Here is a 25,585-nt window from a genome sequence, read left to right on the forward strand (position 1 = left end):
GGCAGAGTTTCCTTATTTTTTAAAAGTTGAAATGAACAACACAACAATTAAATGCGTCAAGACAGACGGCACCTTTTATTACTGCATCAGACATTTAGAAAAAGCTTTCCCAGGTTGCATAAAGACTGATGAAATAAAAGAGGTTAAACATGTAACTTACATTAATGACATGGGCATACAGACTTTTTATTACATGATAACAATTAACAAGCTGTACTCCATGCTTCCACTAAAAGAATGGACAGCCCTTTTTTATAAAAGTGTGCTTGTTTATTTAAAAGAAAAGAATTAATAGGAGATTGCTCATATTAATCAGGAAGAAGCAAAAGAAATGCTTGAGTTTTAAACATTAAGATTTTTGAAAAATATAAATCAAAAGCTAAGCTCGCAAAAATTTTAGATATGAATTATTCATATTTTATAAGTTGCACCACTGGCTCACGTTGCTTTCCACAGGATAAGAGAAAGCTGCTTTGCAGACTATTAGAGTTAAATGCAGATGAGAAAGCACAATTAAATAAATTTTTTAAAGAATATGAAAAGCAGAAGAGCCTGCCAGGTCAAAAGTCAGAAGCGCAGAAATATGAAAACACATATCCATTTGGCGTAGATGATTTATGGTTTTTAGTAAAGATTGCTCCTGATTATATTAGGTTTTTATATAAGGTACGCAAATGGGTCAAATTGGAGTATGGTTGTGCTTTTAATCTTAGTAAAAAGACAAAAACTAAAACATCTGTAATAAATAAATTAATTAATGGTTTAGTTTTAAAAAAAAGTCATGTTCAAATATTTAAAGACTTATGCAATCCAACTGATGAAGAAATTCACGCCATTGAAAACTTTTACTATAAGCAAAAGTATTATATGGAAGTTGTTTTAGAGTGCAGAAAAATCAGAAAAGAGCACGACCAAAGCAGTCAGAATTTTATAGACAGACAGATTAATGAGTATTTACATAGCGTAGGATTTTAAACGATGAAACTTAAGCAATACATGAAATTTCTAAGTCAGTACGATCCAAATCTGACTGTTGGCATTAACGTGATTACTCCGCAGAACACAGAGCTGTGGGTTTTGGATAAAAGCTCAATGCGTGTGATGGATAAGGGCACCTCTTTGACCCTATTCACTGCCAGGCTTAACAGAACAACTAACTCACGCCTGATGAAGAATGTAAAAATCCCTACTGTGGCATCACTCAAATGTACCCCCGATGAGATATGGGAGCGCATCAAGGAGCGTTACGATCTTGAAGAGCTTGAGAAGACGCTAAAAGATCCAAACGATTTATATGAAGGCATGATGGCCATAAGGACAGTAATTCAGCTTGATACAGAGAAGCTGCTGCAGCTGCTAGAAGATGTGAACTGTGTCCTTTGGATGTATGGAATTATGAAAGAGAAAGAAGCAAGAGAGGCAAAATAAAATGGCAATAAGACCTAACTTTAATTTTTTTAAACCACTTTATTCAATTAACAAAAACGGCGTGCCTTTTATAACCCTTGTGTTAGAGATAGAACGCGAATTGATCAATAAAGATGTTGTAATTGATATAAACATAGCCAAGGGCACAGTAAAGCCTTCATTACAAAGATTAAAAGGCATCGCAGAGGAATATGATTTAAGACCTTTTTCTTATTTAAAAAGAGAGGTTGAAAAAAGAACGGCATTAGAAAACATAACAGACTCAGACAAGATTGACATCTTACAGCAGGGCATCGCTGTCATGGAAAGAGAAGATCTTAGCGACATTCAAAGGCAGCACTTAAAGTTTTTCTTGGATTACATTGCCACATCTGTGGACACTGGAGACAAAACTGATGCTCTACATGATAACCCTAATTTTATGAACAGATTTACAAAAATACAGTGAGGTAGCCATGAATATAACAACCGTACTTAACCTTATCAGATGCCATGTGGAGAACGATGAGCAAGGATTTAAAGAAAACGCTTTAGAGCTTGCCAAGCATTTTGAACAAGAAGGACAAGAGGGCTTGTCAGCATACATTCTTACTCTGATGCAGGCAGTGCCTATCCTAGGGCCCCTTGATTGACTGAATTATAACCGAATTATAACCGTTTAACCGTTACTAAATCCGATGGATAAGCCATCTGTCGGATTTATAACCGAAATTATAGCCGTGAAAAAGGAGAATAATAATTATGAGCTTCCAACAGGATAAAATACAGGAAATTAAACATAAGGTTAATGAAATAGAATACAACATACAAATAGGAAATCAAGCTTTGGCTGACTCTTTGCTCACAGCCTTACTTGATGATGTTAATCTTCTTAAAATGATGACAATTGTTGAAAAAAAACAGCTATTATCAACCTCTTATAGTGAGTAAATACAATGAATCAATTATTTAGTGTATCCGAGTTAAGCGAGCTTGCAAAGCTAATTGAACAGCCCTACTCTTCTTCCTGGAATGAATTTTCAAAGGTACTTAGTTGGGGTAATTTTAACATTCTGCAGTTAAGACAAAACTGTGGCTCTAAGGTTAACTGCCTGCTATCCATTTTTCAGTATGGACAACAGAACTATCAAAATGACGGTTTTGTGTTTCAGACTATAGCAGCAGCATTTTCACCTTCTCTTATTAACACAAATCCAACATTTAAAAGAGCAATAGATGGTATAAACTCACTTTTTGAGTTAAGAAAACTACCTATATATTATGATTATACTCAAGGATATGGGCTTATTGACCTTAGGAATCCGCCAGAGGGCTATTATGGCAAACGATCAAATGCTGCCTTATTAAAGGAGCTAGAGAAACGCGGGATCTATCATAAAGTCTTAACCTATTGCTCAGATAAGAGCATTAATGGCGATGAGTTCTCTGTCCTATTTGAAGCAACAAAAGGATTGTTTGAAGAATTAAGGCGTAAAGCAAATCTAAACAGCGGTATAGATGGTCATATGCTTATTGATCAGGCTCTTTTATGTAGTCAGCCTTTAGTAAAACTTACAAAAATGGAATCAGAGCAGGATTTAAAAGATCAGAGGGCAATAGCTCTGTTATTTAAAGCTGCCTATTCAATCATAAGGAATCCTTTAGCGCACAGACCGGTAATGTTATGTGAAGGAAAGGAAGATCTGTTTGATTTATTCACTATTATTTCATACCTATACAGAAAACTTGATAACAGTAAATGAGGGGTATAATTTTTTAAACTTGCAAAAATTCAAAAAGCGCTCTATATTAGTAGTGTCCTTAAGTCGTGGGACTAGTGCTTCAAAAACACTATGAAGTAAGAGCGCAACCTTTCTACCCATGGTATAGCTGTAACTATACTGTGCGTCTATGGTAGGTGTCGTGTGAATATATTGAATAAGCACGGCCGTCTTACTTCGGTTTTTGAGCACCTACCCACCCACTTAAGATCTCAATTCAAAAAAATAAAGTAAGGAAACAATCATGACTAAATTACAAGTCTTAAACTTTCAAGATTCAACCATTCGCACTGAGATTGATTTTAAAAATAACCTTTGGATGTGTGCCAAGGATCTATGTGATGCTTTAGGGTATTCAAACCCTCATGACGCTGTTAAAAAACACGTCCATGATGACGACCTAGCGAAACGCGAGGGCGTTGACTCACTAGGCAAAAAAGCAAAAATTAATTATATAAATGAAAGTGGCATGTATGCCCTCATCTTCGGCTCCAAACTTCCAAAGGCAAAAGAGTTCAAAAAATGGGTTACATCAGAGGTTCTGCCTCAGATAAGAAGGACAGGTACATACATGTCAGCAGAGGAAAAAGAGGCACGCCTTGAGAACTATAGAGATTTGTACTCAATCGTCTATAGAACTGAATCATGCACAGCTCCTAAACATGTGCCTTTATTCACAGATGAGCAAGCCCAGTTTGTAAAAAATTTAATTGATGTTGCAACTGCCAAAGCAAGCAGAGGTCAATATGCATTAAATGAGACGCAGCTATGCGCCTTAAAAAATCTAGTAAAGAGCTACGATCAGAACGATAGGATATTTAGAAAGCTCAATTATTTGTTAGGCGATCTGAATTGCCACGTGCTTGGCGTTCTTCAGGAGGTGATTTTATATACAATCAAGCCTATTGTTAAAGAGCACTATCCTTCTGACTTTGGAGGTTTTGACTTAGAAGATCTAGATCTTTGCATCGCTGAAAAATTTGTAAAGTGAATAGATGGTGACTAGAAAGATTAGAACGATTAGAAATGCTATAATTTAACTGACAGAGCCCCACGGCCTACGGCTTAAGCTGCGCAAAAATGTGGGGACATTTCCCCTAAGGTGCCGGATCTCTTCACGGCCTTAGGGCCCTCACTTGGCACGCTAGGTGAGACTGCCAGGCAGAGGCGCCACTTGCCTGGCGCTAGCGCATTAAATTATGATAATGATTTATAAATTGCCGCAGTAATGGTTGCAAAAAATACCAAAGTGGCAGCTGCGCCAACAATTTTCCATCTTAATGAGTCTATTTTTTCAACTTTATCTTCTAGTTTTTCAAGACGTTTAATAATGCTCTGTGTTGATGATTCTATTATCTTTAAGTCCTTTTCATGGAGCTCTTTTAAATGCTTTTGATCATTATTTAATATAGACACCCTTTCAGAAAGAGAATGCATCTTATCTGGATAATCATTTTTTGTAGGAGCAACTGAGTTGGTCTGCTCTGGGAATTGATTAGCCATGTTTTAGTATGGGCCCATTTTTAAATTTAACCATTCCCATATATCAGTAGGGGCATAACCATTAAACCCACCAGGTACAACAGATATGATAATAGCTGAAATTGGGGGAATATTAGGAGCCTCTGATATTTCACTATCTGACATATGAGGGTTATTTTTGCCACCTAGATTGAGCCTATCTCTTAGCTCGGTACTGATACCATTAAATGCAACATAGCAGGCATTTCTGTTTAAAAGCATATACATATCTGAGGGGCTTGCTATTACGCTTTTTATTCTATCCTCAAGCTCTTGAGTAATTATTGAAGTACCGACAGGCACAATCATATAAACAGGCATCATGTCTCCTAGAAATTAAAATCTATAACTATTTTAGCAAAAATGTAAAATATTTATTGATTATTGTTGCCATATTAATCAATTATTGATATAATAGAGGCCAAGGAGGTGATAATGAAAAGACCACCAAAAAAGAAACGCGCACAACAGGGTGAGCGTAAAAAAGAATGGTCTAGGACGGATAAAATTATGTTGGTAACTTCAATAGCAACAATAATTTACTACATCCTAGACCTTTACCTAAGATAAATATATAGCCCCATGGAGGTGGGGCTCTTAGATATAAGGAAGTTTAACATGAAAAAGAAATTTGAGCCACTTAATAGAATAGAGATTATGTGTCTGATTCTAATTGCTGTGAATTTGATTATGATTTGTTTAAAGATAGGAGAGATAATTAATGGCTAAGGGTGGAGCACGTGAAGGGGCTGGCCGTAAAGTTGGATCTACTACAGGCGGTACGGGCTACAAGACAGGGCGCATTGTTATATCCTGCACCAAAGAGATGGAGCAGAAAATAAAAGATGCAGCTAAAGAGGCCAATAAAAACGTAAGTGAGTTTATGCTAGAAATTTTTGAGGGTCGTAAATAGAGAGGGGCGCCAATGGCGCCTTTAATGTGCAACAATTATTAAAATATTAGATGTCATATATCTCTCATTTGATAAACTATAAAAACGATTCTATTTTTATAAGAGCATTGACTATGGATGAGTTTCAAATAAAAATTAAATATAAAGACTTGAAATTAGGTGAATATCGCATTTCGTTGGAAGACTTTGCAAAGTCCTTGTCAGGATACTCAAATGTATTATCAATCGTTGGAACTTATTCTGTAAGCGGAAGGATTGAGGAAAAACCTGAAAATTGGATTGTAGATGTAGTAACAGACGCAAAGCTTGCCCCCGGCTCAATTGAGATAATAGCCATTATTTCGGCAATATCTCAAGCAGCCCAACCGATAGGGGAGACTATAAACTCTATAAGGGAGTTGTTTAACGCTATGTGTAGTTTTATATTTAGTAAAAGATCTGATAGTGATTCACAAAACGCTGTTAATGCAATTTTAAATTATAGTATAGAGTCACAAAAAATTACGGCGGATACTGCAAAACATGCCATAGATAAAATAGCTGAAATTACAAAGATGTATAGCAGAAACGCTCTAAATCCAATTGGTAAAAGTTGTGGTGAAATTGATTTGATTCAGCCAGCTACAAACTTACAGGAAAAGGATAAGCTAATAGCTACTGTTGATAATGAAGTAAAAAAAGTAATATCTAAAAATGAGCAACCTGTTGTATCCCAAATAATGGAGTTTGATATTATACTTTGCTCATTAAATAAGATATCAAATAAATGTACTTTTATCAAAGCTGAAGACTGCCCAAACAACAACTATTATGAAAATGACAACGAAAGCTTTATCAAACATAATGCCGTAATATCTGATGATGCGTTCAGTCTCCCATCTAACGTATATACCACAGCATTTAATACAGGAGAAATTTTAAGAGTACAAGCCAAATTAAAAACAACAGCAAAGAATAAAATATATAACATTTACGATGCGCATACTTTAAAAGATTATAATTTATAAAATTACATGTTTTATATAAACAACGAGATTATACAATGGAACTATTTGAAGGTTGGGATGGGGATTAGTTTATTTTAAGAAATTAATTGGAGAAATGAGAGCCAATTTTTTAAAAGTATCTCTAATACTGCTTTATAATAACCGTTCACGCAATTTTGCCTTTTAATGGAGAGTGAACTAAAAACTGTGTAAACGAAGATAGATGATTTAAAATATAACCATTATCGGAGTTTACTTAATATGGCAAGAATTAAACATAGCCCAATGGCTGAAAAGATAGCTGACCTTATAATGGAGCACTACAACCCAAAAGATGCCCAGAGTGCTCAAGATGCTATTAAAGAAGCATTTGCACCTGTTTTTGAAAGGATCCTTAATACTGAGCTTGATGCTCATTTAGGCTATAGCAAGAGCAGCACTGATGAGAAGGAGACCACCAACAGGCGCAACGGCTATTCTAAGAAAACCATTCAAGGCTCATTTGGTGAGGCAGAGATCAACACTCCACGTGATCGTGAAGGAACCTTTGAGCCAGTAATTATCCCAAAAAGGGAAAAAGACGTATCTCAGATAGAGCAAAAGGTCCTGGCCATGTATGCAAGAGGCATGAGTCAGAGGGATATAAGCTCAACCATTGAGGAAATCTATGGTTTTAAGCTCTCTCAAGACAAGATCTCCACTATAACGGACCTTATCCTGTCGGATGTTAATGAGTGGCTTAACAGGCCGTTAAAGCCTCTGTATACCTTTGTCTTTGTAGACTGCATCTATGTCAAGATGAAGAATGACAAGGGCTCTACAGAGAATCATGCCGTATATGTAATATTAGGCTTAGATGCTGAGGGGTATAAAGAGGTTTTGGGGCTTTATATATCCCCAACAGAGTCAAAGTCATGTTGGATGAATATATTTGACAATATCAAGAGCAGAGGCGTTAAGGACATACTTTTCCTGTCTATGGACGGTGTCTCTGGTCTTGAAGACGGAGTAAAGTCTATATTCCCGCAGACAGTTGTACAAAGATGCATTGTGCACCTTATACGCAATGCCTGTAAATATGTCCCTTACAAGGATTTAAAGGCTTTCTGTGCCGACTGCAAGGCAATGTATGGAGCTATTAATGCAGAGGCAGCTGAGGAAGCTCTGCTGCACCTTATAGACAAATGGGGTGATAAATACCCTGGAGCTATAAGGGTGTGGGAGAACAATTTCAACCATGTAACACAGCTGTTTAACTATCCATCGGCAATACGCAAAATCATGTACACCACTAATGCTATAGAGGCCGTAAACTCCAGCTTACGTAAGGTCACTAAAATAGGTATGTTTGAGAACAAGAATGCCGTGTTTAAAGTCTTTTATTTAAGAATTACAGGCGACCTGGCCAAGAAATGGGGTGTGAGCAGAGTCAGGAACTGGACATCTGTCTTAAACCAGATGACATGCATTGATAGTCTGGCTGAACGTATAAGGCCATATATAAACTAGTTTTTAAGCGTATAGGAGCAAGCCCGCCGCGCGGATAGGTAATACTACGTATTACCTATGGGTTGTCGCATCCTGTAAAACATAGAGCCAAGGGAGACAAAACGTGATAAACATGGGATTCCTGCCCCCTCAGCCATTTATGGACAAGCCCCTACGGGGTTGGCTACGCCAATCCATAAAAGGCTTTCAGGGGCAGGAAGAGGCAAAATCATGAAATGAGGTATTGAATTGTTGAAAAAAACAAGATAGCATAAATTTAGATTCTAAAATTGCGCAATTAAAGAATAAGAGATCTTAGTTTACACAGATCTCCGTTCCCTCCCTTTTAATGCACCTAATGGCTTAATATTTAAATTTTTAGTGGTGTTTAAATCTATTGCAATAAACTCATTAACACTGTCCTGTATTGCCTCAATAACTTCACGTAGTTCTTCTGACTCGGCTATGACTCCTTTAACATCAGGACTATATCCACAAAAATGTTTAAGATCTTTATTAAAGTAGACAACATACCGATAGTATAGTGAAAAGCCAAGCTTATAGGCTATCTTCCACCCCGGCCAACCAATTCTATACTTCAACTTAAAACTCCTTTTTAAGTCCCGCCTGTTTTAAAATTACATTCATCATGTCTCTTTTATAAATATTTTTGGACACTGTAAAAGTGTTCTCTGAAATTGGACTGTACCACCATTCATGAGAGCCTTTCCCCTGCCTTATAACTGTACAGCCATTATTTTTTAAAATTTTGCTTAGCTTTACATACCCATTGTGGCCCATTTAAACAAGACCTTTTATATGCTGAGGCAGAATAGGTTGAATTTTTGAAGAAAGCTTATCTGTTTTACATTGCATTTCAACATACTCATTTGCAATTGATTGAGCTTCTTTAATCAACTCTTCAAATGTAAGAGCCTCAAAAGCAAGATCTAAATCATCAAAATATCCAGTATATGTATACAAATTTCCTTCTTCATTTTGAAATTCGTCATCAGCGAGAGAGTACTCAAAACTCACTTTATAGGTCATAGTAAAGCCTAATTTATAAGCAAACTTCCACCCTGGCCAACCTATTCTGTATTTCATGTCAACACCTCTTTTTCCCTAATTATAGGATCTAAGAAAAGCCACGTCAAAGCAAAATGAATGGAGTTGCACTAGATTGATATAGGTTGCATTAGATAGAAACGCAAAATATATGCTGTTTTGTTTGATTTTTTATTGTAATTATTATTCAATAGTGTTATAATAAGGGCATGATAACATGGAGTAGGAGGCATCCATGATGAAAAAGAAACGAAGGCAAAAACGCCAACGTAAACAAGGATGGTCAAGTTTTGATTTAGCTATTTTCATACTTACACTTATTCAAATACTAATATCAATCCTTGACCTTTATTTAAAATAACCTTAGGCCCTGTGGAGGCAGGGCTCCTAAATTGTATATTAGATACAAAAGGATGTCAAAATGAGCAGAGAAACGCTTTTAAAAATCATAATAGCATTACAAGTGATATCAATTGTTTTACAGGTTGTGAGGTTCTTTTATGGCTAGAGGTGGCTCAAGAGAAGGAGCAGGACGTCCAAAGGGCACTATCAGCAACAAGCCAAAGGCTGAGGGCAGGATTGTGGTGTCATGTCTCAAAGAAGAGGAGCAGGAGATTAAAAGACTGGCCCAGGAGAGTGGCAAGAATTTAAGTCGTTATGTATTGGATATTCTGCTTGCTAAAAATTAATAAAAACCTTCATGGGTTAGTCTGATAATGGGGTGATGAAATGTGCATTTAAAAATAAAATCGGTAATTTTAGAGTTTAGATTTTTGCTGATGATAAGGCCCTCTCATTGAGGGCTTTTATTTTATAAACTCTTTATACTCTGTCATGTAGTAGTCATAATCATTTTTGATCATTTCATAATACTTGTCTCGCATATCAAGCCAATGGGCCCGGTAGGCAAAGATAGCCATGCCACTGACCAAGATCGCAAAAATGAGGGCACCAATAAAATTATCATCTTCTGTTGTAACAGCATAGAAGCCAAGTGTAGCGCATACAGCTGAGCATATGGCGCACAATAATATAAATTTAATCCTGAAATTGTGGATACGCTCAAGCAGCGTCTTGGCCAAAATCATAGCCTTGAAGTAATCAAATCTTTCGTTCATTTTTTGACCTTGTAAGCTAAAAAGCATTGACTTTATGTACGGATTTATCGTACAATATAACTACAGTCAGTTAAGACTGGGGCCCTGAAAAGGATGTTCAATTTAAGGAGAACAAAGAATGAAATTAACCTATAAGGAAAAGTTTGAAATTCTTTGGATCCTTTGCTCTACTAATGCTAAAAGACAGTTTTCTGAAATAGTGCAGAAACAAGAAAACGAGTTAGAACGCAAAAAGTCAAAGCAAAGGAGATAAAACGGAAGGGGGCAACCCCTTCTTTCTCCTAAATTATAGGACATAAAAATATGGATAGCAAATTATACAAAAGGCTGCGTCTGGCTATGGGGTTATCACCTGAGGAGTTAGCAGCGCAGCTTGGCATATCAGCTGAGTATGTCTCCAAAATGGAAAGAGGTCTAAGGCCGGTGACGGACAGACAGGCAGAAAAAATAAAAACTTTACTATTTAAAGCCCTTTTCTCAGATGACCCTTGTTTTAAGGTGATCAGAGATTATTTAAGAAGGGATATGCCAGAATAAACAAGGGCGCCAGGTGGCGCCTTATTTTCTTCTTCTTAAAAAAGCGGTAACAACAATGGCAATTGGTATACCTAAGACTCCAAAAGACGCTAATTCATTACCTTGAATCCCAACATATATGGCGCCAGCTATACCACTAAGACAAATAATAAAAGCAAATATCTGAGAGAGCAAATTGTCTCTTTGAGAGAACTTTAGCATCTTCTCTTCTTGCTGTCGCCTAAATGATGCCTCTTCCTCCAATAGCGCAATTGTTTTATCAATTAAATCTGGTCTAAATTTATGGAGGCGTTCTAATGACTCTATTGGAGGAAGAGGATTATTATCATATTTTTGAATTAATTCAATATTGTGCCCATGTTCATGGTTTGTGACTCGTGCTGCATTTGTCTTACTTGCCATAAACTTTATTTACGCCTCTATATAGATCGTTATAAATTTTTGTGTAATCGCTATATATAGCCTTTTGGTCCTGCCTAAAGGACTCACCATTCGACTGATACTTTCTATATGAAATTGTAAAATTAGAAAAAGCATCAAGAATGCTTATTTTTTTATATTCTTTCATTTTAGCATCCCCATTACGCCCCTGATTTTTTTAAATTATAAATCCTAAAAATAGCGGCGTCAAAATAATATGAATATTATTGTTCAATTTCTGCACTAATTCTCTTTAGTATAAAGTGCGTTTTGCTATACTTTGTAATGTTTTACGCGGTCATCAAGCTCTGCCTTTTTGGCATTGTTGAATCTGTCAGTTGTTCCTACAAGATAGCCCGTTATGCGTCTGATACGTTGAAATCTCACACCTGCGCCAACAACGCCAGCCTTATCGGCCTTAAGCCTACATGCGTATTCACTCATAAGATCCTCCTAAAAAGTAAAATATTTACCCTGCCCTTTTAATGGCTCTGCATTGAGACAAGATTCTACGAAATCGGACCATGACTGCATCAGCTCACGGCGCTCATCCAATCTCTGTGATCGGTTATAGGCCAGCTCTGTGCTTGATGCTGTTAAATGGGCAAGACACATCTCAGATAAGTCATGATCATATCTCTGCTCCTGAAACCAAGTGCGCCCTATTGACCTAATGCCATGGGGTACAAGAATGTCTTTAAACCCTCTTGTCCTAAAGAATTTTTCAGCTAAGGCTGTAGTCAGTGGTTGCCCTGGCTTTGATGAAGGAAATAGCCACTCATTAATCTGCATGCCCTTACGTCTTTTAAGCAGCGCATAAAGCTGATCGCTAATTGGTATAACATGCTCCCTTTTCATTTTCATGAGAGCTGAGGGCAGTGTGATGACTCTATTATCTAAATCAATGTAATCCCATTTTAAGCTTATATACTCATTAGGTCTTAGCAGCGTGTAAAACCCTGTAAGAGTGATGTCAAAAATTGAAGGGCTGTGGATCTGCTCTTGCTTAAACTTCTGTAGGATCTCTGCCAAATTGTCAGGGTGAACAGATGGCATAGGCTTGGCTCTAGGTGGTGGCACAATCTTGTTGATGCCCTGAAACTTATAGCTGTCTGCATAGCCACTGTTTACGGCGTACACTTCTAACTGTTTCAGCCAAATAGCCAAACGCTTAGCGCTTTCAAGTTTCTGCGTGCCGTTGGCTGTATATTTCTTTATTTCATTGCCTATCTGTACAGTCGTAAGTGAATGAAAGGGCAGATGCCCAAACTTGGCCACTAATCCATTTAGACGCAGCTTAACGTTTTTAACATCTTTTATCTGCTTGGCCTTAAACTCAATCCATTCATCGTACACGTCTTTAAATGTTTTGACGCTGCCACTTTCTACCCCTTGAAGGCTGTCTATGTACTCCTTGGCCAATTGTCTTGCAGTGGCAATAGACATTTCAGGATAGGAGCCTAGGGTCTTGGTAAAGATTTTATTGTTTATCTTTTTTCTAACAATAAAGCTTTTTGTTCCACTCCCTAGCACCCTCACATACAGCCCTTTACCGTCTGCAAGTGATCCACTCTTTAAATTCTTGATTTGAATAGCAGTAATCATTGTGTGTCGCCTCTGTGGTGATCATGAAATCGTGATCACTCGTTAAAATGATCACTTTTTACAAAAATCGGTGATCATAGGTTACCACACGCCTGCATAGCAAAAAAGTCAATTGACATAGGTTGCAATGGGCTGAAACGGCAAAACGCTGATTTTACAAGGATTTTATTTGTTGTTTTGAGTGGAGTTGAAAGGGTTTGATATAGGTTGAAAAGGCTTTGTGGCGGATAGAGAGGGATTCGAACCCTCGATACAACTTTTAGGTCGTATGCTCCCTTAGCAGGGGAGTACCTTCAGCCTCTCGGTCATCTATCCGCTGATGGGTCTGTATTTTCTAATTTTTATGATTCTTTGTCAAGATTTATTTTGCTATTTTTACATACCCATGAACTTAAGCCTTGATTGTAACATCAATTTTGTGCGGTATTAAAAAGTCTTTCGTCATATGGTGTGTATTGTAAATTTTATCGACCAGGAGGCTTACGTCCTTTTTAAGATCTATATCCCTTTGTGATGGTTTAGTTCGCATCATAGAATCTAAAAGACCTTCAAACTTGCTGATCTCATTGTATATTGTAGACTTAGCGCCTTTGACCATGGCTTTTAACAATGGTCCTATATCTCTGATAGAGGAAGCCATCTTTAACAGAGATATTTCCCGTTTTTTACGTTGGTCATCTCTTTTCTTTTTCTGAAGCTGTTTTGCTATAAGCTTTTTGATGAGGTATGAGCCAATACTTGCATAAATAAAGAGCAGGATAATTTCTTTGATGGACGAATTGATAGAGCAGAGGCTGTTGCTACTTTTAAGTGCTTTAAACATGATCTCGCAGGACCAGCGCGTCCTGTAAGTATCAGCTATAACTGATGCTGCTACACGGCTTGCATCTATGTTGGTGATGAAATAATTAAATTTATCATCAACAGGATTATAGATACGAATCATCCTTAAAACGGTATCATCGTTAACCTGCACAGCCATATCAACCAGAGGATATTTGCTGCCATTTAAGTGCTGACATGGTTTGCATCCTTCAAATTCATGTAACGTGGCTCCGTTGCCATCCATTGCATGAATAATCTTATAGGCGCAATTCTCCTTGCCTCTGAATATAAAATAATGCCCCTTGGATATAAGTAGCAAATATAAAGCTTCAGATACATATCCCCTGTCGCACAGATATAACACCTGCTCATAGATATCTGGTGACAGGTGCTCTCTTTCATTGGCTACAGCCTCCGTAATATCAATATGTGTAGGCATATTGTTTACAATAGAAAACCCCGTATGCAGTTTAATAGCGGCAGATTTTTTATCAGGGTTGGTCTTGTCAGGATTACGTGTTTTAGCCTTGCAGCTAAAGTTGTCATAGGCTGAGTATCTAAGGGAGATTTCAGAGCCGTCCACCATGATAATATCATTAACACCGACACTCTGCCTGTAAGCCTCAAGCAGTTTCAGACCAGTTTCATTAGTATCGTCTTTAACAAGCATAGAGAGGTTTTCTATAGTATTCTTCATAACTTCAAGCAGTCCCTCTGAACGCAGACGGTTGTGAAGAGCCTTTGAAGATATATCAATGCCAAATATGTCAGAATAGCACTTATGAAATCCATTTAAAGTAAAAGTTATATTGTTAGAGTTTTGGTTAGTAGAGGCATATGTTAAAAGAGCTGAGAGAAGTTCAGCTATTGTAACTTTTCTTTGCCTTTTGAGTGTGCCATTTTTTCTGGCAAAATTATTAATAAGCTCTTTTCTGAAGACGGTTAAAATATTTAAGAGTTCAGCTCTTTGAATATAGAGATTAATTTGAGATAATAAAGACATAGCAAGTTTTCCTTTGTTTGGTTTGGTTTGGTATATTATACCATGGAAACTTGCTATACCCCATAAAAATCCTTTATAAAACAATCTGTTAGATCGTTTTTAATACTTCTAACAACCTCTTTTTGTATCAGAATTGTATGTTTCCAAAAAAATCAAACAAAAAACCCGCATCGAGGTCTTTTGCACTAATTTTTAGCACGATAGAATGCGGGTTTGCGGAATGATTTTAAGCCAAAAACTTCTGGATTTTAATAAATGCTTAAAAATCAAGACTTTACTAAGATCCTAGGTATGCTATTTTTAAATTCTTTTTCCCCATGATCAGATAATAGCTCAGTTATACGCTCTACAGATATAGAGGCAGGAGCCTCTATACCAAGTTTAACTTTACCCTGTTTGGCATCTATAATAGTTACAGTAATATCCCCTCCAATGCGAAGCTTCTGCCCTTTTTTCTGGGATATTACCAACATATTACAGTCTCTCCACCAGCCAGTCTTTTGCAGCCTTGAGAGCAGCATTAAGACCATCTGGGTTATTACCACCGGCCTGAGCCATATCAGGTCTGCCACCACCCTTGCCATCAACAAGAGCAGCTGCAACGTTAACTAAATCACCTGCCTTTATCTTAGAGGTAAGATCCTTAGTAACACCTGCAATCAGATTAACCTTGTCATTCTCTACAGAACCAAGTACTAAAGCACAGCTCTTTAGAGTATTCTTAAGCTCATCTGCAGCAAGACGCAGTTCACGCATAGAGTAGCTATCAACTAAAGATACTACTGTCTTTACACCATTGATATCTTCAGCGCCTTTGGCAAGAGTTGAAGCCTCAAAATGTACCACCTTCTCCTTTAACAGCATATTCTTATGCTCTAAAGACTGAGTATGGCCAATGAGGTTTTTAACCTTTTCTACAACTGAGAAGTTATCGGTCTTTAAGATATTGCAGGCCTGATTTACAGCCTTAGTAATTGCCTGCTGATAGGCAATAGCAGCTGCGCCTACCATAGCCTCAACACGTCTTACGCCTGATGCTATAGACTCATCACTTACTATAATGAAATAGCCAAGATCACCTGTTCTCCTGGCATGGGTACCGCCACACAGCTCTTTTGAGAATGAGCCCATAGAGAGCACACGTACATCGCCTTCGTATTTTTCATCAAATAAGGCCATAGCGCCACACTGCTTGGCTTTTTCAAGATCCATAACCTCAGTGACAATCTCAACGTTGTTGCAGATCTGCTCGTTGACAAGAGCTACAATTTTTAATCTCTCATCCATGGTCATAGGCTGTGGATGTGAGTAGTCAAAGCGCAGACGATCTGGACCTACAGATGAACCCTTCTGATAGACGTGATCACCTAAAACCTCACGTAAAGCTGCGTGCAGCAGGTGAGTAGCACTGTGGTGTGCTGCAATGTTTTTACGTCTTGTCTCATCAACACAGGCCTCTACAGTATCACCAAGGCTGAACTGACCTAACTCAACACGGCCAATATGAATAGTAGCCTGACCTACATGCTTAGTATTCTTGACAATAAAGCGATTGTTGGCACCAAGATTTAGCACACCTGTATCGCCAATCTGACCGCCCATCTCACCATAAAATGGAGTCTTATCAAGAACAATTACAGCCTCTTCATCAGTAAGGACTGAGTCTACTGCCTCATTATCCTTAAACATGGCTACAATTTTGCCACTGTCCTGTAATGTATCATAACCCTGGAACTTGGTAATTTCAGTAAGCTTGAGCTCTTTATTGTAATCAACACCAAAGGAGGATGAGGCCTTAGCACGCTCTCTTTGAACCTGCATCTGAGTCTCAAAGCCTTCCATATCAACAATATAGCCTCTGTCTCTTACCACATCCTGTGTTAAGTCTGCAGGGAAGCCATAGGTATCATAGAGCTTAAAGACAACTTCACCAGGAATTGTGCGCTCGGCACCTAATTTCTCAAGCTCGCTGTCTAAAAGAGCAAGACCTCTGTCAAGAGTATTTAAGAACTGCTCTTCCTCTTTCTTTAATGTTCTTTCAATTAAAGCTCTCTGCTCTATGAGCTCAGGGTAGGCATTACCCATAAGCTCGGAAAGCTTATCTATAAGCTTATAGAAAAATACATCCTTGGCGCCTAACATTCTGCCATGACGTACGGCACGTCTTATGATACGGCGCAGTACATAGCCACGACCTTCATTTGAAGGCAGAACACCGTCTGCAATCAAGAATGAGCATGATCTTATGTGATCTGATATAACGCGCAGTGACTTGTTTGACAGATCGGTGGCACCGACAATTTTGGCACTCTCTTCAATAAGAGCACGGAACAGATCGATGTCATAGTTTGAGTGTACACCCTGCAGCACAGCAGCAATACGCTCAAGACCTAAACCATTGTCAATCATCGGTTTTGCAAGCTTCTCAAAGGTGCCGTCGGCAAGACGGTTATACTGCATAAACACGATATTCCAGATCTCAATATATCTGTCACCATCTTCCTCAGGTGAGCCTGGAGGGCCACCCCATACGCCAGGACCGTGATCATAGAAAATCTCAGAGCAAGGACCGCAAGGACCTGTATCGCCCATCTGCCAGAAGTTATCTGAATTGTACTTGCCGCCTTTGTTATCACCTATGCGGATAATACGCTCATCAGGTACGCCTATTTCATTTTTCCAGATGTCATAGGCCTCAGTATCCTCAAGATAAACAGTAACAGTCAGTGACTCCTTTGGCAGTTTGAAGCCTTCAGTTAAAAGAGTCCAGGCATAATAGATAGCCTCTTTTTTAAAGTACTCGCCAAAGCTGAAGTTACCTAACATCTCAAAGAAGGTATGATGTCTTGCTGTATAACCTACGTTATCAAGATCATTCTGCTTGCCGCCTGCTCTTACGCATTTTTGAGCAGTGGTGGCATTCATATAGGCACGCTTTTCCTTGCCAAGATAAATGTCTTTAAACTGATTCATACCTGCATTGGTAAAGAGCAGGGTTGGGTCATTGTATGGAACTAATGAACTTGAACGCACAATTTCATGATTGTGTGATTTAAAGAATTGAAGATACGTATTACGTATCTCATCTGTTGTCATATACATATTGATTAAAGTTCCTATTTAAAGCTTATATATAACTTTTAATTATACATTGTTACTTAGGTAAATTCATATACTCATTTAAAGCACCAATGCACTGATCCTTTAAAAAACCGCGTCGCTGCAGAAAACTTAAAGCTTTAAGGCGCATCTGATAGTCAAGCTCACTCTCACCATACTTTTTTACAAGAGCCTCAAAGGCCATGCTCTGCCAGTTGTGACTGTCAATAAAATCCTGCAAAAGCTCTTTGCCAATTCCCTTGAGTCTTGCAGCATAGACAAGCTTTAATGGGCCATAGTGACAGGCATAATAATGTCTTGAGAGCATGTCTGCATATCTTGTATCAGACTGATAGCCAGAGTCTATACAGCGTGACAGTGCATTTTTGGCAGATACCAGACTGTAGCGCTGTGTAAGCTTTTTTAAAAGTTCGCTTTTAGAGTATTCGCGACGTGTTAAAAGATGCAGTGCAGCATTAAATGCTGCACTGTCATCATTTATCTTTTCTTTTGAGCCTTTATAGATCATCTGGAATTTCAGTAATCAGATCTTCATCATCAAGATCAGGTAATGATGCCGCATCAAGATCATCGGCAGGAGCTGCAGTACCAATTTCAACTGTATCTGCATAATCAGAGCTGTTTTTATAATACTCTCTGATCTTCTCCTCAATTTCATCTGCAACCTCAGGATGCTCATCAAGATAACGCATGGCATTGACCTTGCCCTGTCCTATCTTGGCACCGTTATAGCCAAACCAGGCACCGGTCTTATCCACAATCTTGGCCTGCACACCAAGATCTAAAAGCTCACCATTTTTGGCAATACCATAATTAAAGAGGATCTGGAAGTTGGCCTGCTTGAAAGGAGGAGCCACCTTGTTTTTTACAACCTTAACCTTGGTTTCATTGCCAATTGGCTGATCTTTTTCTTTAATAACAGTAGACTTTCTGATATCAAGACGCACTGATGCATAGTATTTAAGCGCATTACCGCCAGTTGTGGTTTCAGGGCTGCCAAACATAACGCCGATTTTCATACGCAGCTGATTGATAAATACCACCATGCAGTTGGCCTGCTTGATTGTACCTGTAAGCTTACGCAGAGCCTGTGACATCAGACGAGCCTGCAGACCCACATGGTTATCACCCATGTCGCCTTCAATTTCAGCCTTTGGCACCAGGGCTGCAACAGAGTCGATAATAATTACATCAACAGCATTTGAGCGCACTAAGGTTTCACAGATATCAAGTGCCTGCTCGCCTGTATCTGGCTGTGAAATAAAGACATCTTCAATCTGCACACCAAGACGCTTGGCATAGACAGGATCCAGAGCATGCTCAGCATCGATAAAGGCACAAACCTTGCCTTTTTTCTGAGCCTGAGCAATAAGCTCCAATGTCAATGTAGTCTTACCAGATGATTCAGGTCCGAAGATTTCAATAATACGGCCCATTGGCAGACCGCCAATGCCAAGAGCAATATCCAATGTCAGTGATCCTGTAGGAATAGCCTCTATGTCCTCAAGCTCACTCTGACCAAGACGCATGATAGCGCCCTTGCCAAACTGTCTTTCAATCTGCTCCATAGCTGCTTCAAGAGCCTTCTGCTTTTGTGGATCCTTGGTAAGATTAGCTGCAAGCTTGGCAGGGCCACCTGCACTTTCTTTTTTCTTTGCCTTTTCAGCTGCCATGTATTTTTTCTCCGTTTTTTACTTAAATTCTGTATTAGAAACTCTCAGCCTGATAAGACTTGAGCTCTTTACCTTCAATAATTGCAATAAAGCCATCAAGAGCCTTTGCTACTGTAGCTTCTCTGACAGAGGATCTGTCACCTGTAAAATGACAGGTGCGCATATAAACCTGTCTTTTATCTGTTGCAAAGGCTATGCATACTGTACCTACAGGTTTTAAATCACTGCCACCAGTTGGCCCTGCAATACCAGAGACTGCAACACTGATTGTAGCATCTGACTTATTTAAAGCCCCTATAGCCATCTCTTTTACAGTCTGCAAACTGACGGCACCATACTGCTGCAGTGTGCTGTCACTTACAGATAGCATCTGTTCTTTGGCTGTATTGGTATAGGTAATAAAGGCTCTGTCAAAGTAGGCAGAGCTGCCTGAAATATCAGTTATAGCGCCTGAAATGAGACCACCGGTGCACGATTCAGCTGTTGTCAGAATAAAATTATTACTGTTGTGTAAGGTTTTCAGATGTAGCGCTTTAGCCGTAATACTGTCATTCATAAAATCAGTTGATTACATGTCTCTTTAAAACAATTTATTAAGGTCTTGCTTTTTTTAATGCTAAAATTGTACACATTTCAATAGTATTTTTAAAGCATATAAAAACCGGATAATTTAAATAAAATGTCAGATAGCAAAGAACAGATAACTCCTCTTATGAAGCAGTATCTTGATATTAAAAGTCAATATCCAGATACATTGCTGTTTTTCCGTATGGGTGACTTTTATGAGCTGTTCTTTGAGGATGCAAAAAAAGTCTCATCGCTTCTTGATCTGACACTGACCAAAAGAGGCAATATCAAAGGCGAGCCTATACCTATGGCAGGTATTCCCTATCATGCTGTAGACGGCTACCTCTCACGCCTTATAAAACAGGGTGTATCTGCTGTTATCTGTGAGCAAAGTGCAGCACCTGACGGCTCTAAAACCATTATGGTGCGCAATGTCTCTAAAATTGTCACCCCAGGAACTGTAACTGATGAGGGTATTGCCCCTGACAGTCTTGATAACTCAATTGCCTGTATTTTCAAGGGCAAAAACTACTATGCCCTGTCAACTTTATCATTAAGCTCAGGATCTTTTACCACAGCTCTGGCCTCAGATATAAAAGGAATTGCCCTGTATCTTGACAAGGCAAGTCCTGTGGAGCTTTTATATCCTGAAAACTTTAAAGAAACACAAATCTTTAGTGATATTGCCTGTATCAAGAAACTGCCGGTATGGAGCTTTGATCTTAAAAGCTGTTATAAGACTCTTTGCTCGCAGTTTAATACCAGCTCTCTTTTTGGTTTTGATATTGAAAATCTAGATGAGTGCATCAGCGCCTCAGGCGCCCTGCTCTCCTATGTCAAAGACACGCAGAATGTGTCACTGCAGCATATAAGAAATATTGTTCGCGATGAGCAGAGCAATTATGTAGTACTTGATAAATGCGCGCAGAGAAATCTTGAGCTTTTATCCAACCTGCGCGGTGAGGAGCAGGGCTCTTTATTAAATATTCTTGATAAGACCTTAACCCCTATGGGCTCGCGTCTTTTAAAAAAATGGCTGATTCAGCCGCTGCTAGATAACAGCAAAGTCAATAAAAGACTTGATATTATTGAAAATCTTTTAGATAGCTTTCCAAAGGAAAAACTTGAGGAGATATTAAGATCAATAGGCGATATTGAGCGTATTGTGGCCCGTGTGGCTTTAAATACAGCAAGGCCAAAAGATCTGTCTACTTTGCGTGATGCTTTAAATCTTATTCCTCAAATCAAAAATCTTATAGCAAAATATGGCAACAGCTCCATGTCAGACCTTGACAGCGCTCTTGTTGATCTTAAAGAGATACGTCAGCTGCTGCAAAGTGCCATTAAAGACACTCCATCTACTCTGCTGCGAGATGGCGGTGTAATTGCAGATGGTTACAATGCCCTTTTAGATGAGCTGCGCTCTTTAATGTCAGGCTCTGAGACTTTACTATCTGAAATTGAACAAAGAGAAAGAGAGGCCACAGGTATTAATACCCTCAAGGTCAATTTCAATCAGGTACACGGTTATTATATTGAAGTTACCAAATTAAACGGCGATAAGGTACCAGATCACTATATAAGACGTCAGACTCTTAAAAACTCAGAGCGTTTTATAACACCAGAGCTTAAGGATCTTGAAGAGCGTACCTTAAATGCCAAGGCTCAGTCACTTGATATTGAAAAAGAGATATTTGATGGCATTATAGCCACACTGCAAAGTGAGATTCCTTCCCTTGATATGATTGCCAAGGCCATATCAGCCTTTGATATTCTTTTATCCTTTGCCAGGGTTTCAGAGCTTAACAATTACACAAGACCTGAGATTACATCACAGTCTGTAATTACAATAAACGAAGGGCGTCATCCTGTTGTTGAAAAATTAAACAGCAAACCATTTGTGGCCAATTCCATTGATTTTAATTCAAAAAAAGTATTTATTATCTCAGGCCCTAATATGGGTGGCAAATCAACCTTCATGCGTCAGGTAGCTCTTATTACCATTATGGCGCGCATTGGCTGTTTCGTGCCGGCAGCAAGTGCCAGGATTGGACATATTGACAGAATCTTTACAAGAATAGGCGCCTCAGATGATCTCTCATCTGGCCGCTCCACCTTTATGGTGGAAATGGAGGAGGCTGCCAGCATTTTAAACAATGCTACAGATAACAGTCTTGTGCTTATGGATGAGGTTGGACGCGGCACAAGTACCACAGAAGGTGCAGCCCTTGCTTTATCTATTGCAAGATATTTGTGCTCAAGCATTAAAGCCATGACCCTGTTTTCAACCCACTATGGCGAGCTTTTAAATTTAGACAGCAGTTATGCTATTGCACAGAATATCTGCTTTAAGGCTCAGGAGATTAAAAACAAAATTGTTTTTCTCTATCATGCCTATGAGGGTTCACAGTCATACTCTTATGGTATAGAAGTAGGCAAGCTTGCGGGGCTGCCTAATGCTGTTATTGATCAGGCCAAAAAAGATATCAAAGATATTTTAGATAAGGGCTCAATTTCGCAGATACAAAATACTCTATCTGATGATTCTAAAGAGCATACTGAGCCTGGTGCCGATGCACATGAGAGAGATGATCTTAATACAGATATTATTGATACAATCAAAAGTGCTGATCTAAACTGCATGACGCCTCTTGAGGCTTTAAATCTTCTTTCTGCCTTGAAGGCCAGGATAAACTAATAAAGGTGTTGTATGAATATTTTAATGGCTTTATCTCAGCTTGAGGTTACAGGTGCAGAAGTTTATGCCACTACCATTTGTGATGAACTGATCAAAAGAGGTAATAAGGTTGTTATTGTCTCAGACACTCTTACAACCAAAACGCAGGCAGAATATATAAAAATCTGCTTTAACCAGAGAAAGCTTAAAAACAGAATTGAGCATGTAAAAGCACTGCTTAAAATTATAAAAGAGCATGATATTCAGGTTGTGCATGCCAACTCACGTGCCTCTTCCTGGAGCTGTGCCTTAGCCTGTGCCATAGCCAGAATTCCTTTAATAACAACAACTCATGGCCGTCAGCCTGTACATTTATCACGCAAAATCATAAAGGCCTTTGGTCAGCTTAGTATCTGTGTCTGTGAAAATATTCAAAAGCAGATTTGCAATGATCTTGGCTTTGATATTAATAAAACCAGGCTTATAAGAAATCCTGTCAACGCCAAGACCTTTGAGTTCAGTCCACGAGATAAAAGAGATGATGGCATTATAAAGGTTGCCCTTATAGGTCGTCTGTCAGGCCCTAAGGGTGAGGTTGCAAAAGAGATTTTACATAGAGTAAAAGATCGTAAGAACATACAGCTTGATGTTATAGGTGGCAAGGATATACCTGATTTTCTGCAGCAGTACACAGATTGTGACAATATCAATTTTGTAGGTTATGTAAGTAATGTCAATGACTACATTAAAAGCAGTGATGTTGTAATTGGAGCCGGGCGTGTTGCCATTGAAGCCTGCCTGTGTGGCAGACCTGTCATAGCAGTTGGCGAGGCTATATATGAAGGACCTCTTAATACCAGCAGTATTGCCAAGGCTCTTTGCTCAAACTTTGGAGATATCAATACCAAAAAGCAGTGTCTTTTTAATTTTGAAAATTTAATCACTGATATAAAGGCGGCAGCAAGCTTATCAGATTCCGAGCTTTTAGCTCTAAAAGATATTGTTATTAAAGAATTTAATCTTAGCAATATTGTAGATAGCATTGAAAAGATTTACTCTCATGCATATGTTGTCTATAAAAAATATGAAATGCCTGTAATCATGTATCATCGTGTTATATGCTCTGAAAGTGAAAAAGGTGTACATGGCACCTATATAAGCAAAGAGAAATTTATAGCGCAGATGCAGTATCTTAAAGATCATAACTATAAGACAGTTACCTTTAAGGATTTAGCTGATAACAGGTACAAAGAGCGCTTTAACAAAGGCAATAAATATGTAATTTTAACCTTTGATGATGGCTATACGGATAATTACACCACAGCCTTTCCTATATTAAAGGAGTTTGGCTTTAAGGCTGTTATCTTCTTACTATCTGATGCCACCTACAATAAGTGGGATGCTGATAACAAAGACAATCCTGAGAAAAAGCTGTCTTTAATGAGTGAAGATCAGATTCAGGAAATGATGGATTATGGCATTGAATTTGGTATACACACAAGACATCATCCACGTTTACATCAGATATCATTGCAAGAGGCTACAGATGAGATCCTAAAGAGCAAGGAGATATTAGAGAGCCGTTATCAGATACCATTTATAACCTTTGCCTACCCTTATGGTGACTTAAACGAAGAAGTTAAAGAAATAGTAAGATCATCAGGTGTTACCTTTGCTGTTGCCGCCGACTCAGGAGATATAAGCTTTGATTCAGATCTGATGCAGATCAGGCGTATAGGTATTTTTCCGGGCAATTCACTGTCAACCTTTAAGCGCAAGGTCTCAGGCTGGTATAACTTTAGAAAAATGAAAAGAGAGATGAGGACTAAAAAGCTATGATTTAAGGCACAGAGTAAATCTGTGCCAGATTTTAGTTCACTCGCTATAGTTGTTGTTATTATTAAAGCCGTATTTGATAAGAAGTCGTTTTAAAGAGATTAAAGTTTCATTTTGAATCTGTCTTACCCTCTCACGTGTAAGACTTAACTCATTACTTATCTCCTCAAGAGTTTTAATATCATGTCCACCAAGACCATAGCGGTGCAGCACAACAACCTGCTGTTTTGGCTTTAGTGCATCAAACCACTCTTTGATAATACTCTCAAGCTCAAGATTATCTACATAGGCATTAGGTGATATGGCATTTTCATCTGCTATGATATCAAGCAGAGTACCTTCTTTGCCATCATCCTTGCCAGACTGATTTTGCAGGTTGTAATCTAATGATATTGTGTTTTCAGTAAGATAAAGCATGCTGTTGACATAATCTTCATCCTTTCCCATAAACTCAGCTATCTTTTTTGATGAAATATTGCTGTCATGATGCTTAAGCTCCAGAGCCTTTTTGGCTCGCAGCACAGCATTAATATCTTTTATGATGTAATTGGGAAGTCTTACAATACGGGACTGGCGCATAATAGACTGCTCAATGGCCTGTCTTATCCACCATGTTGCATATGTAGAGAATTTAAAACCACGTGACGGATCAAACTTCTTGACGGCATGAATAAGCCCCAGATTGCCCTCTTCTATAAGATCTAGCATCTGCACGCCACGGGCTTTATATTCCATTGCATTTTTGACCACAAGCCTTAAATTGGCTGTAATCATTTTATCTATTGCCTCTTTATCTCCCTGCTGGGCTCTACTTCCATATTCAAACTCTTCTTTAGCTGTCAAAAGCGGGATCTGACGTATTGAGGCAAAATAAGACTGCAAAATGCTGTCTGATGAACGTGATGGAGCCTGATTCTGTTTGCTCTCATCACTGTGTCCATCATCTTTATCATTACCCGATGAAATATTACTGTTATTTAAATTTGTATCTTCATAATTAATTTCATCGTCATTATGCATCTTTTACTCCTAATGCATAG

The 25,585-nt window shown here is 38.5% G+C and carries 31 protein-coding genes and 1 tRNA gene; 15 read left to right on the forward strand and 17 right to left on the reverse strand.

The genetic code is table 11. The features are described from left to right. The 8 genes from DRZ93_RS05825 to DRZ93_RS05855 form a co-directional block, all read left to right on the forward strand. Positions 1 to 292 (forward strand): hypothetical protein (locus DRZ93_RS05825; protein ID WP_218564272.1); only part of this gene is annotated, 292 nt, incomplete at its 5' end. 110 nt (positions 293 to 402) lie between these two features. After that, a complete protein-coding gene (locus tag DRZ93_RS05830; protein WP_113746083.1) occupies positions 403 to 975 on the forward strand; it encodes a hypothetical protein in 573 nt (190 codons plus the stop codon). Between the two features lie 3 nt (positions 976 to 978). Continuing rightward, positions 979 to 1,428, forward strand: a complete 450-nt coding sequence (locus DRZ93_RS05835) for an EAF7 family protein (RefSeq protein ID WP_113746084.1) — start codon at positions 979 to 981, stop codon at positions 1,426 to 1,428. Between the two features lies 1 nt (position 1,429). Then, positions 1,430 to 1,876: a hypothetical protein gene (locus DRZ93_RS05840; protein WP_113746085.1), complete on the forward strand. Its 447-nt coding sequence runs from the start codon at positions 1,430 to 1,432 to the stop codon at positions 1,874 to 1,876. A 7-nt stretch (positions 1,877 to 1,883) separates the two neighbouring features. Next, entirely contained in the window at positions 1,884 to 2,060 is a 177-nt protein-coding gene (locus tag DRZ93_RS13525) for a hypothetical protein (RefSeq protein WP_172458083.1), read from the forward strand. Between the two features lie 109 nt (positions 2,061 to 2,169). Beyond that, positions 2,170 to 2,358 (forward strand): hypothetical protein, encoded by a 189-nt coding sequence (locus DRZ93_RS05845; RefSeq protein WP_113744172.1) that lies wholly within the window; start codon positions 2,170 to 2,172, stop codon positions 2,356 to 2,358. A gap of 5 nt (positions 2,359 to 2,363) precedes the next feature. Further along, complete coding sequence (locus DRZ93_RS05850; protein WP_113746086.1) at positions 2,364 to 3,170, forward strand: TIGR02391 family protein; 807 nt, start codon at positions 2,364 to 2,366, stop codon at positions 3,168 to 3,170. Positions 3,171 to 3,432: 262 nt separating this feature from the next. Then, entirely contained in the window at positions 3,433 to 4,179 is a 747-nt protein-coding gene (locus DRZ93_RS05855) for a BRO-N domain-containing protein (protein ID WP_113746087.1), read from the forward strand. Positions 4,180 to 4,385: 206 nt separating this feature from the next. On the opposite strand, the gene DRZ93_RS05860 is transcribed toward DRZ93_RS05855, so the two are convergent. Together DRZ93_RS05860 and DRZ93_RS05865 are read right to left on the reverse strand one after the other, a co-directional pair. After that, positions 4,386 to 4,691: a hypothetical protein gene (locus tag DRZ93_RS05860; RefSeq protein WP_113745449.1), complete on the reverse strand. Its 306-nt coding sequence runs from the start codon at positions 4,689 to 4,691 to the stop codon at positions 4,386 to 4,388. 3 nt (positions 4,692 to 4,694) lie between these two features. Further along, on the reverse strand, positions 4,695 to 5,033 hold the full coding sequence (locus DRZ93_RS05865; protein ID WP_146741071.1) for a hypothetical protein: 339 nt from the start codon (positions 5,031 to 5,033) through the stop codon (positions 4,695 to 4,697). Positions 5,034 to 5,430: 397 nt separating this feature from the next. Here DRZ93_RS05865 and DRZ93_RS05870 point away from each other — a divergent pair, with 397 nt between their 5' ends. The 3 genes from DRZ93_RS05870 (at position 5,431) to DRZ93_RS05880 (ending at position 8,117) form a co-directional block, all read left to right on the forward strand. After that, complete coding sequence (locus DRZ93_RS05870; RefSeq protein WP_113745447.1) at positions 5,431 to 5,622, forward strand: hypothetical protein; 192 nt, start codon at positions 5,431 to 5,433, stop codon at positions 5,620 to 5,622. A 113-nt stretch (positions 5,623 to 5,735) separates the two neighbouring features. Next, positions 5,736 to 6,629, forward strand: a complete 894-nt coding sequence (locus DRZ93_RS05875) for a DUF7946 domain-containing protein (RefSeq protein WP_113745446.1) — start codon at positions 5,736 to 5,738, stop codon at positions 6,627 to 6,629. Positions 6,630 to 6,869: 240 nt separating this feature from the next. Further along, complete coding sequence (locus DRZ93_RS05880) at positions 6,870 to 8,117, forward strand: IS256 family transposase (RefSeq protein ID WP_113743108.1); 1,248 nt, start codon at positions 6,870 to 6,872, stop codon at positions 8,115 to 8,117. 299 nt (positions 8,118 to 8,416) lie between these two features. Here DRZ93_RS05880 and DRZ93_RS05885 read toward each other — a convergent pair whose 3' ends face one another. From DRZ93_RS05885 to DRZ93_RS05895, 3 genes are read right to left on the reverse strand one after another with little or no spacing between them, the layout of a single operon-like run. Then, on the reverse strand, positions 8,417 to 8,698 hold the full coding sequence (locus DRZ93_RS05885) for a hypothetical protein (protein ID WP_113745445.1): 282 nt from the start codon (positions 8,696 to 8,698) through the stop codon (positions 8,417 to 8,419). 1 nt (position 8,699) lies between these two features. Then, positions 8,700 to 8,897 (reverse strand): type II toxin-antitoxin system HicA family toxin, encoded by a 198-nt coding sequence (locus DRZ93_RS05890; protein WP_113746088.1) that lies wholly within the window; start codon positions 8,895 to 8,897, stop codon positions 8,700 to 8,702. Then, positions 8,898 to 9,203 carry a hypothetical protein gene (locus tag DRZ93_RS05895; protein WP_113746089.1) on the reverse strand — a complete coding sequence of 102 codons (306 nt, stop codon included), beginning with the start codon at positions 9,201 to 9,203 and terminating at the stop codon, positions 8,898 to 8,900. Between the two features lie 461 nt (positions 9,204 to 9,664). Here DRZ93_RS05895 and DRZ93_RS05900 point away from each other — a divergent pair, with 461 nt between their 5' ends. Then, a complete protein-coding gene (locus DRZ93_RS05900) occupies positions 9,665 to 9,853 on the forward strand; it encodes a hypothetical protein (protein ID WP_113745443.1) in 189 nt (62 codons plus the stop codon). Positions 9,854 to 9,970: 117 nt separating this feature from the next. Here the strand turns inward: DRZ93_RS05900 and DRZ93_RS05905 are convergent, their stop codons facing one another. Continuing rightward, entirely contained in the window at positions 9,971 to 10,282 is a 312-nt protein-coding gene (locus DRZ93_RS05905) for a hypothetical protein (RefSeq protein WP_113744165.1), read from the reverse strand. Between the two features lie 303 nt (positions 10,283 to 10,585). Between DRZ93_RS05905 and DRZ93_RS05910 the strand changes: the two genes are divergently transcribed. Then, complete coding sequence (locus DRZ93_RS05910; protein ID WP_113744164.1) at positions 10,586 to 10,819, forward strand: helix-turn-helix domain-containing protein; 234 nt, start codon at positions 10,586 to 10,588, stop codon at positions 10,817 to 10,819. Between the two features lie 21 nt (positions 10,820 to 10,840). On the opposite strand, the gene DRZ93_RS05915 is transcribed toward DRZ93_RS05910, so the two are convergent. The 10 genes from DRZ93_RS05915 to DRZ93_RS05960 all read right to left on the reverse strand — a co-directional run bounded on the left by DRZ93_RS05915 (position 10,841) and on the right by DRZ93_RS05960 (position 20,021). Further along, positions 10,841 to 11,221, reverse strand: coding sequence for a hypothetical protein (locus tag DRZ93_RS05915; protein ID WP_113746090.1), 381 nt, complete (start codon positions 11,219 to 11,221; stop codon positions 10,841 to 10,843). 291 nt (positions 11,222 to 11,512) lie between these two features. Then, positions 11,513 to 11,683: an anaerobic ribonucleoside-triphosphate reductase gene (nrdD, locus tag DRZ93_RS05920; RefSeq protein WP_113746091.1), complete on the reverse strand. Its 171-nt coding sequence runs from the start codon at positions 11,681 to 11,683 to the stop codon at positions 11,513 to 11,515. Positions 11,684 to 11,692: 9 nt separating this feature from the next. After that, entirely contained in the window at positions 11,693 to 12,844 is a 1,152-nt protein-coding gene (locus DRZ93_RS05925) for a tyrosine-type recombinase/integrase (RefSeq protein WP_113746092.1), read from the reverse strand. Between the two features lie 221 nt (positions 12,845 to 13,065). Beyond that, a tRNA-Ser gene (locus DRZ93_RS05930) sits at positions 13,066 to 13,159 on the reverse strand. 76 nt (positions 13,160 to 13,235) lie between these two features. Continuing rightward, on the reverse strand, positions 13,236 to 14,672 hold the full coding sequence (locus tag DRZ93_RS05935) for an IS4 family transposase (RefSeq protein WP_113746093.1): 1,437 nt from the start codon (positions 14,670 to 14,672) through the stop codon (positions 13,236 to 13,238). A 266-nt stretch (positions 14,673 to 14,938) separates the two neighbouring features. Next, positions 14,939 to 15,145 (reverse strand): carbon storage regulator, encoded by a 207-nt coding sequence (locus DRZ93_RS05940; RefSeq protein ID WP_172458085.1) that lies wholly within the window; start codon positions 15,143 to 15,145, stop codon positions 14,939 to 14,941. A 1-nt stretch (position 15,146) separates the two neighbouring features. Further along, positions 15,147 to 17,774 (reverse strand): alanine--tRNA ligase, encoded by a 2,628-nt coding sequence (alaS, locus tag DRZ93_RS05945; protein WP_113746095.1) that lies wholly within the window; start codon positions 17,772 to 17,774, stop codon positions 15,147 to 15,149. 52 nt (positions 17,775 to 17,826) lie between these two features. Then, the gene (locus DRZ93_RS05950) at positions 17,827 to 18,300 is read right to left on the reverse strand and encodes a regulatory protein RecX (RefSeq protein ID WP_113746096.1); all 474 of its coding nucleotides are present in this window, start codon (positions 18,298 to 18,300) and stop codon (positions 17,827 to 17,829) included. Continuing rightward, on the reverse strand, positions 18,290 to 19,360 hold the full coding sequence (recA, locus tag DRZ93_RS05955) for a recombinase RecA (protein WP_245933785.1): 1,071 nt from the start codon (positions 19,358 to 19,360) through the stop codon (positions 18,290 to 18,292). Before recA ends, DRZ93_RS05950 begins: the two co-directional genes overlap by 11 nt. Before the next feature lie 139 nt (positions 19,361 to 19,499). Continuing rightward, positions 19,500 to 20,021: a CinA family protein gene (locus DRZ93_RS05960; protein ID WP_113746097.1), complete on the reverse strand. Its 522-nt coding sequence runs from the start codon at positions 20,019 to 20,021 to the stop codon at positions 19,500 to 19,502. A 123-nt stretch (positions 20,022 to 20,144) separates the two neighbouring features. Here DRZ93_RS05960 and mutS point away from each other — a divergent pair, with 123 nt between their 5' ends. Next, positions 20,145 to 22,730, forward strand: coding sequence for a DNA mismatch repair protein MutS (gene mutS, locus DRZ93_RS05965; RefSeq protein WP_113746098.1), 2,586 nt, complete (start codon positions 20,145 to 20,147; stop codon positions 22,728 to 22,730). 12 nt (positions 22,731 to 22,742) lie between these two features. After that, positions 22,743 to 24,548, forward strand: coding sequence for a bifunctional glycosyltransferase family 4 protein/polysaccharide deacetylase (locus DRZ93_RS05970; protein ID WP_113746099.1), 1,806 nt, complete (start codon positions 22,743 to 22,745; stop codon positions 24,546 to 24,548). Between the two features lie 36 nt (positions 24,549 to 24,584). On the opposite strand, the gene DRZ93_RS05975 is transcribed toward DRZ93_RS05970, so the two are convergent. Beyond that, the gene (locus DRZ93_RS05975; protein ID WP_113743061.1) at positions 24,585 to 25,565 is read right to left on the reverse strand and encodes a sigma-70 family RNA polymerase sigma factor; all 981 of its coding nucleotides are present in this window, start codon (positions 25,563 to 25,565) and stop codon (positions 24,585 to 24,587) included. Positions 25,566 to 25,585: the final 20 nt, after the last annotated feature.

This window comes from Anaerobiospirillum thomasii (assembly GCF_900445255.1).
Classification (GTDB): Bacteria; Pseudomonadota; Gammaproteobacteria; order Enterobacterales; family Succinivibrionaceae; genus Anaerobiospirillum_A; species Anaerobiospirillum_A thomasii.

Excerpts from the sequence above, each read along its gene's own strand:
- DRZ93_RS05910 (WP_113744164.1), top strand. The coding sequence starts at position 10,586 with ATGGATAGCAAATTATACAAAAGGCTGCGTCTGGCTATGGGGTTATCA.
- DRZ93_RS05915 (WP_113746090.1), bottom strand. The coding sequence starts at position 11,221 with ATGGCAAGTAAGACAAATGCAGCACGAGTCACAAACCATGAACATGGG.
- DRZ93_RS05940 (WP_172458085.1), bottom strand. The coding sequence starts at position 15,145 with ATGTTGGTAATATCCCAGAAAAAAGGGCAGAAGCTTCGCATTGGAGGG.
- DRZ93_RS05960 (WP_113746097.1), bottom strand. The coding sequence starts at position 20,021 with ATGAATGACAGTATTACGGCTAAAGCGCTACATCTGAAAACCTTACAC.
- DRZ93_RS05895 (WP_113746089.1), bottom strand. The coding sequence starts at position 9,203 with ATGAAATACAGAATAGGTTGGCCAGGGTGGAAGTTTGCTTATAAATTA.
- DRZ93_RS05875 (WP_113745446.1), top strand. The coding sequence starts at position 5,736 with ATGGATGAGTTTCAAATAAAAATTAAATATAAAGACTTGAAATTAGGT.
- DRZ93_RS05880 (WP_113743108.1), top strand. The coding sequence starts at position 6,870 with ATGGCAAGAATTAAACATAGCCCAATGGCTGAAAAGATAGCTGACCTT.
- mutS (WP_113746098.1), top strand. The coding sequence starts at position 20,145 with ATGTCAGATAGCAAAGAACAGATAACTCCTCTTATGAAGCAGTATCTT.
- alaS (WP_113746095.1), bottom strand. The coding sequence starts at position 17,774 with ATGTATATGACAACAGATGAGATACGTAATACGTATCTTCAATTCTTT.
- DRZ93_RS05850 (WP_113746086.1), top strand. The coding sequence starts at position 2,364 with ATGAATCAATTATTTAGTGTATCCGAGTTAAGCGAGCTTGCAAAGCTA.
- DRZ93_RS05835 (WP_113746084.1), top strand. The coding sequence starts at position 979 with ATGAAACTTAAGCAATACATGAAATTTCTAAGTCAGTACGATCCAAAT.
- DRZ93_RS05950 (WP_113746096.1), bottom strand. The coding sequence starts at position 18,300 with ATGATCTATAAAGGCTCAAAAGAAAAGATAAATGATGACAGTGCAGCA.
- nrdD (WP_113746091.1), bottom strand. The coding sequence starts at position 11,683 with ATGAGTGAATACGCATGTAGGCTTAAGGCCGATAAGGCTGGCGTTGTT.
- DRZ93_RS05855 (WP_113746087.1), top strand. The coding sequence starts at position 3,433 with ATGACTAAATTACAAGTCTTAAACTTTCAAGATTCAACCATTCGCACT.
- DRZ93_RS05845 (WP_113744172.1), top strand. The coding sequence starts at position 2,170 with ATGAGCTTCCAACAGGATAAAATACAGGAAATTAAACATAAGGTTAAT.
- DRZ93_RS05870 (WP_113745447.1), top strand. The coding sequence starts at position 5,431 with ATGGCTAAGGGTGGAGCACGTGAAGGGGCTGGCCGTAAAGTTGGATCT.
- DRZ93_RS05840 (WP_113746085.1), top strand. The coding sequence starts at position 1,430 with ATGGCAATAAGACCTAACTTTAATTTTTTTAAACCACTTTATTCAATT.
- DRZ93_RS05900 (WP_113745443.1), top strand. The coding sequence starts at position 9,665 with ATGGCTAGAGGTGGCTCAAGAGAAGGAGCAGGACGTCCAAAGGGCACT.
- recA (WP_245933785.1), bottom strand. The coding sequence starts at position 19,360 with ATGGAGCAGATTGAAAGACAGTTTGGCAAGGGCGCTATCATGCGTCTT.
- DRZ93_RS05975 (WP_113743061.1), bottom strand. The coding sequence starts at position 25,565 with ATGCATAATGACGATGAAATTAATTATGAAGATACAAATTTAAATAAC.
- DRZ93_RS05890 (WP_113746088.1), bottom strand. The coding sequence starts at position 8,897 with ATGGGCCACAATGGGTATGTAAAGCTAAGCAAAATTTTAAAAAATAAT.
- DRZ93_RS05860 (WP_113745449.1), bottom strand. The coding sequence starts at position 4,691 with ATGGCTAATCAATTCCCAGAGCAGACCAACTCAGTTGCTCCTACAAAA.
- DRZ93_RS05925 (WP_113746092.1), bottom strand. The coding sequence starts at position 12,844 with ATGATTACTGCTATTCAAATCAAGAATTTAAAGAGTGGATCACTTGCA.
- DRZ93_RS05935 (WP_113746093.1), bottom strand. The coding sequence starts at position 14,672 with ATGTCTTTATTATCTCAAATTAATCTCTATATTCAAAGAGCTGAACTC.
- DRZ93_RS05830 (WP_113746083.1), top strand. The coding sequence starts at position 403 with ATGAATTATTCATATTTTATAAGTTGCACCACTGGCTCACGTTGCTTT.
- DRZ93_RS05865 (WP_146741071.1), bottom strand. The coding sequence starts at position 5,033 with ATGATGCCTGTTTATATGATTGTGCCTGTCGGTACTTCAATAATTACT.
- DRZ93_RS13525 (WP_172458083.1), top strand. The coding sequence starts at position 1,884 with ATGAATATAACAACCGTACTTAACCTTATCAGATGCCATGTGGAGAAC.
- DRZ93_RS05905 (WP_113744165.1), bottom strand. The coding sequence starts at position 10,282 with ATGAACGAAAGATTTGATTACTTCAAGGCTATGATTTTGGCCAAGACG.
- DRZ93_RS05970 (WP_113746099.1), top strand. The coding sequence starts at position 22,743 with ATGAATATTTTAATGGCTTTATCTCAGCTTGAGGTTACAGGTGCAGAA.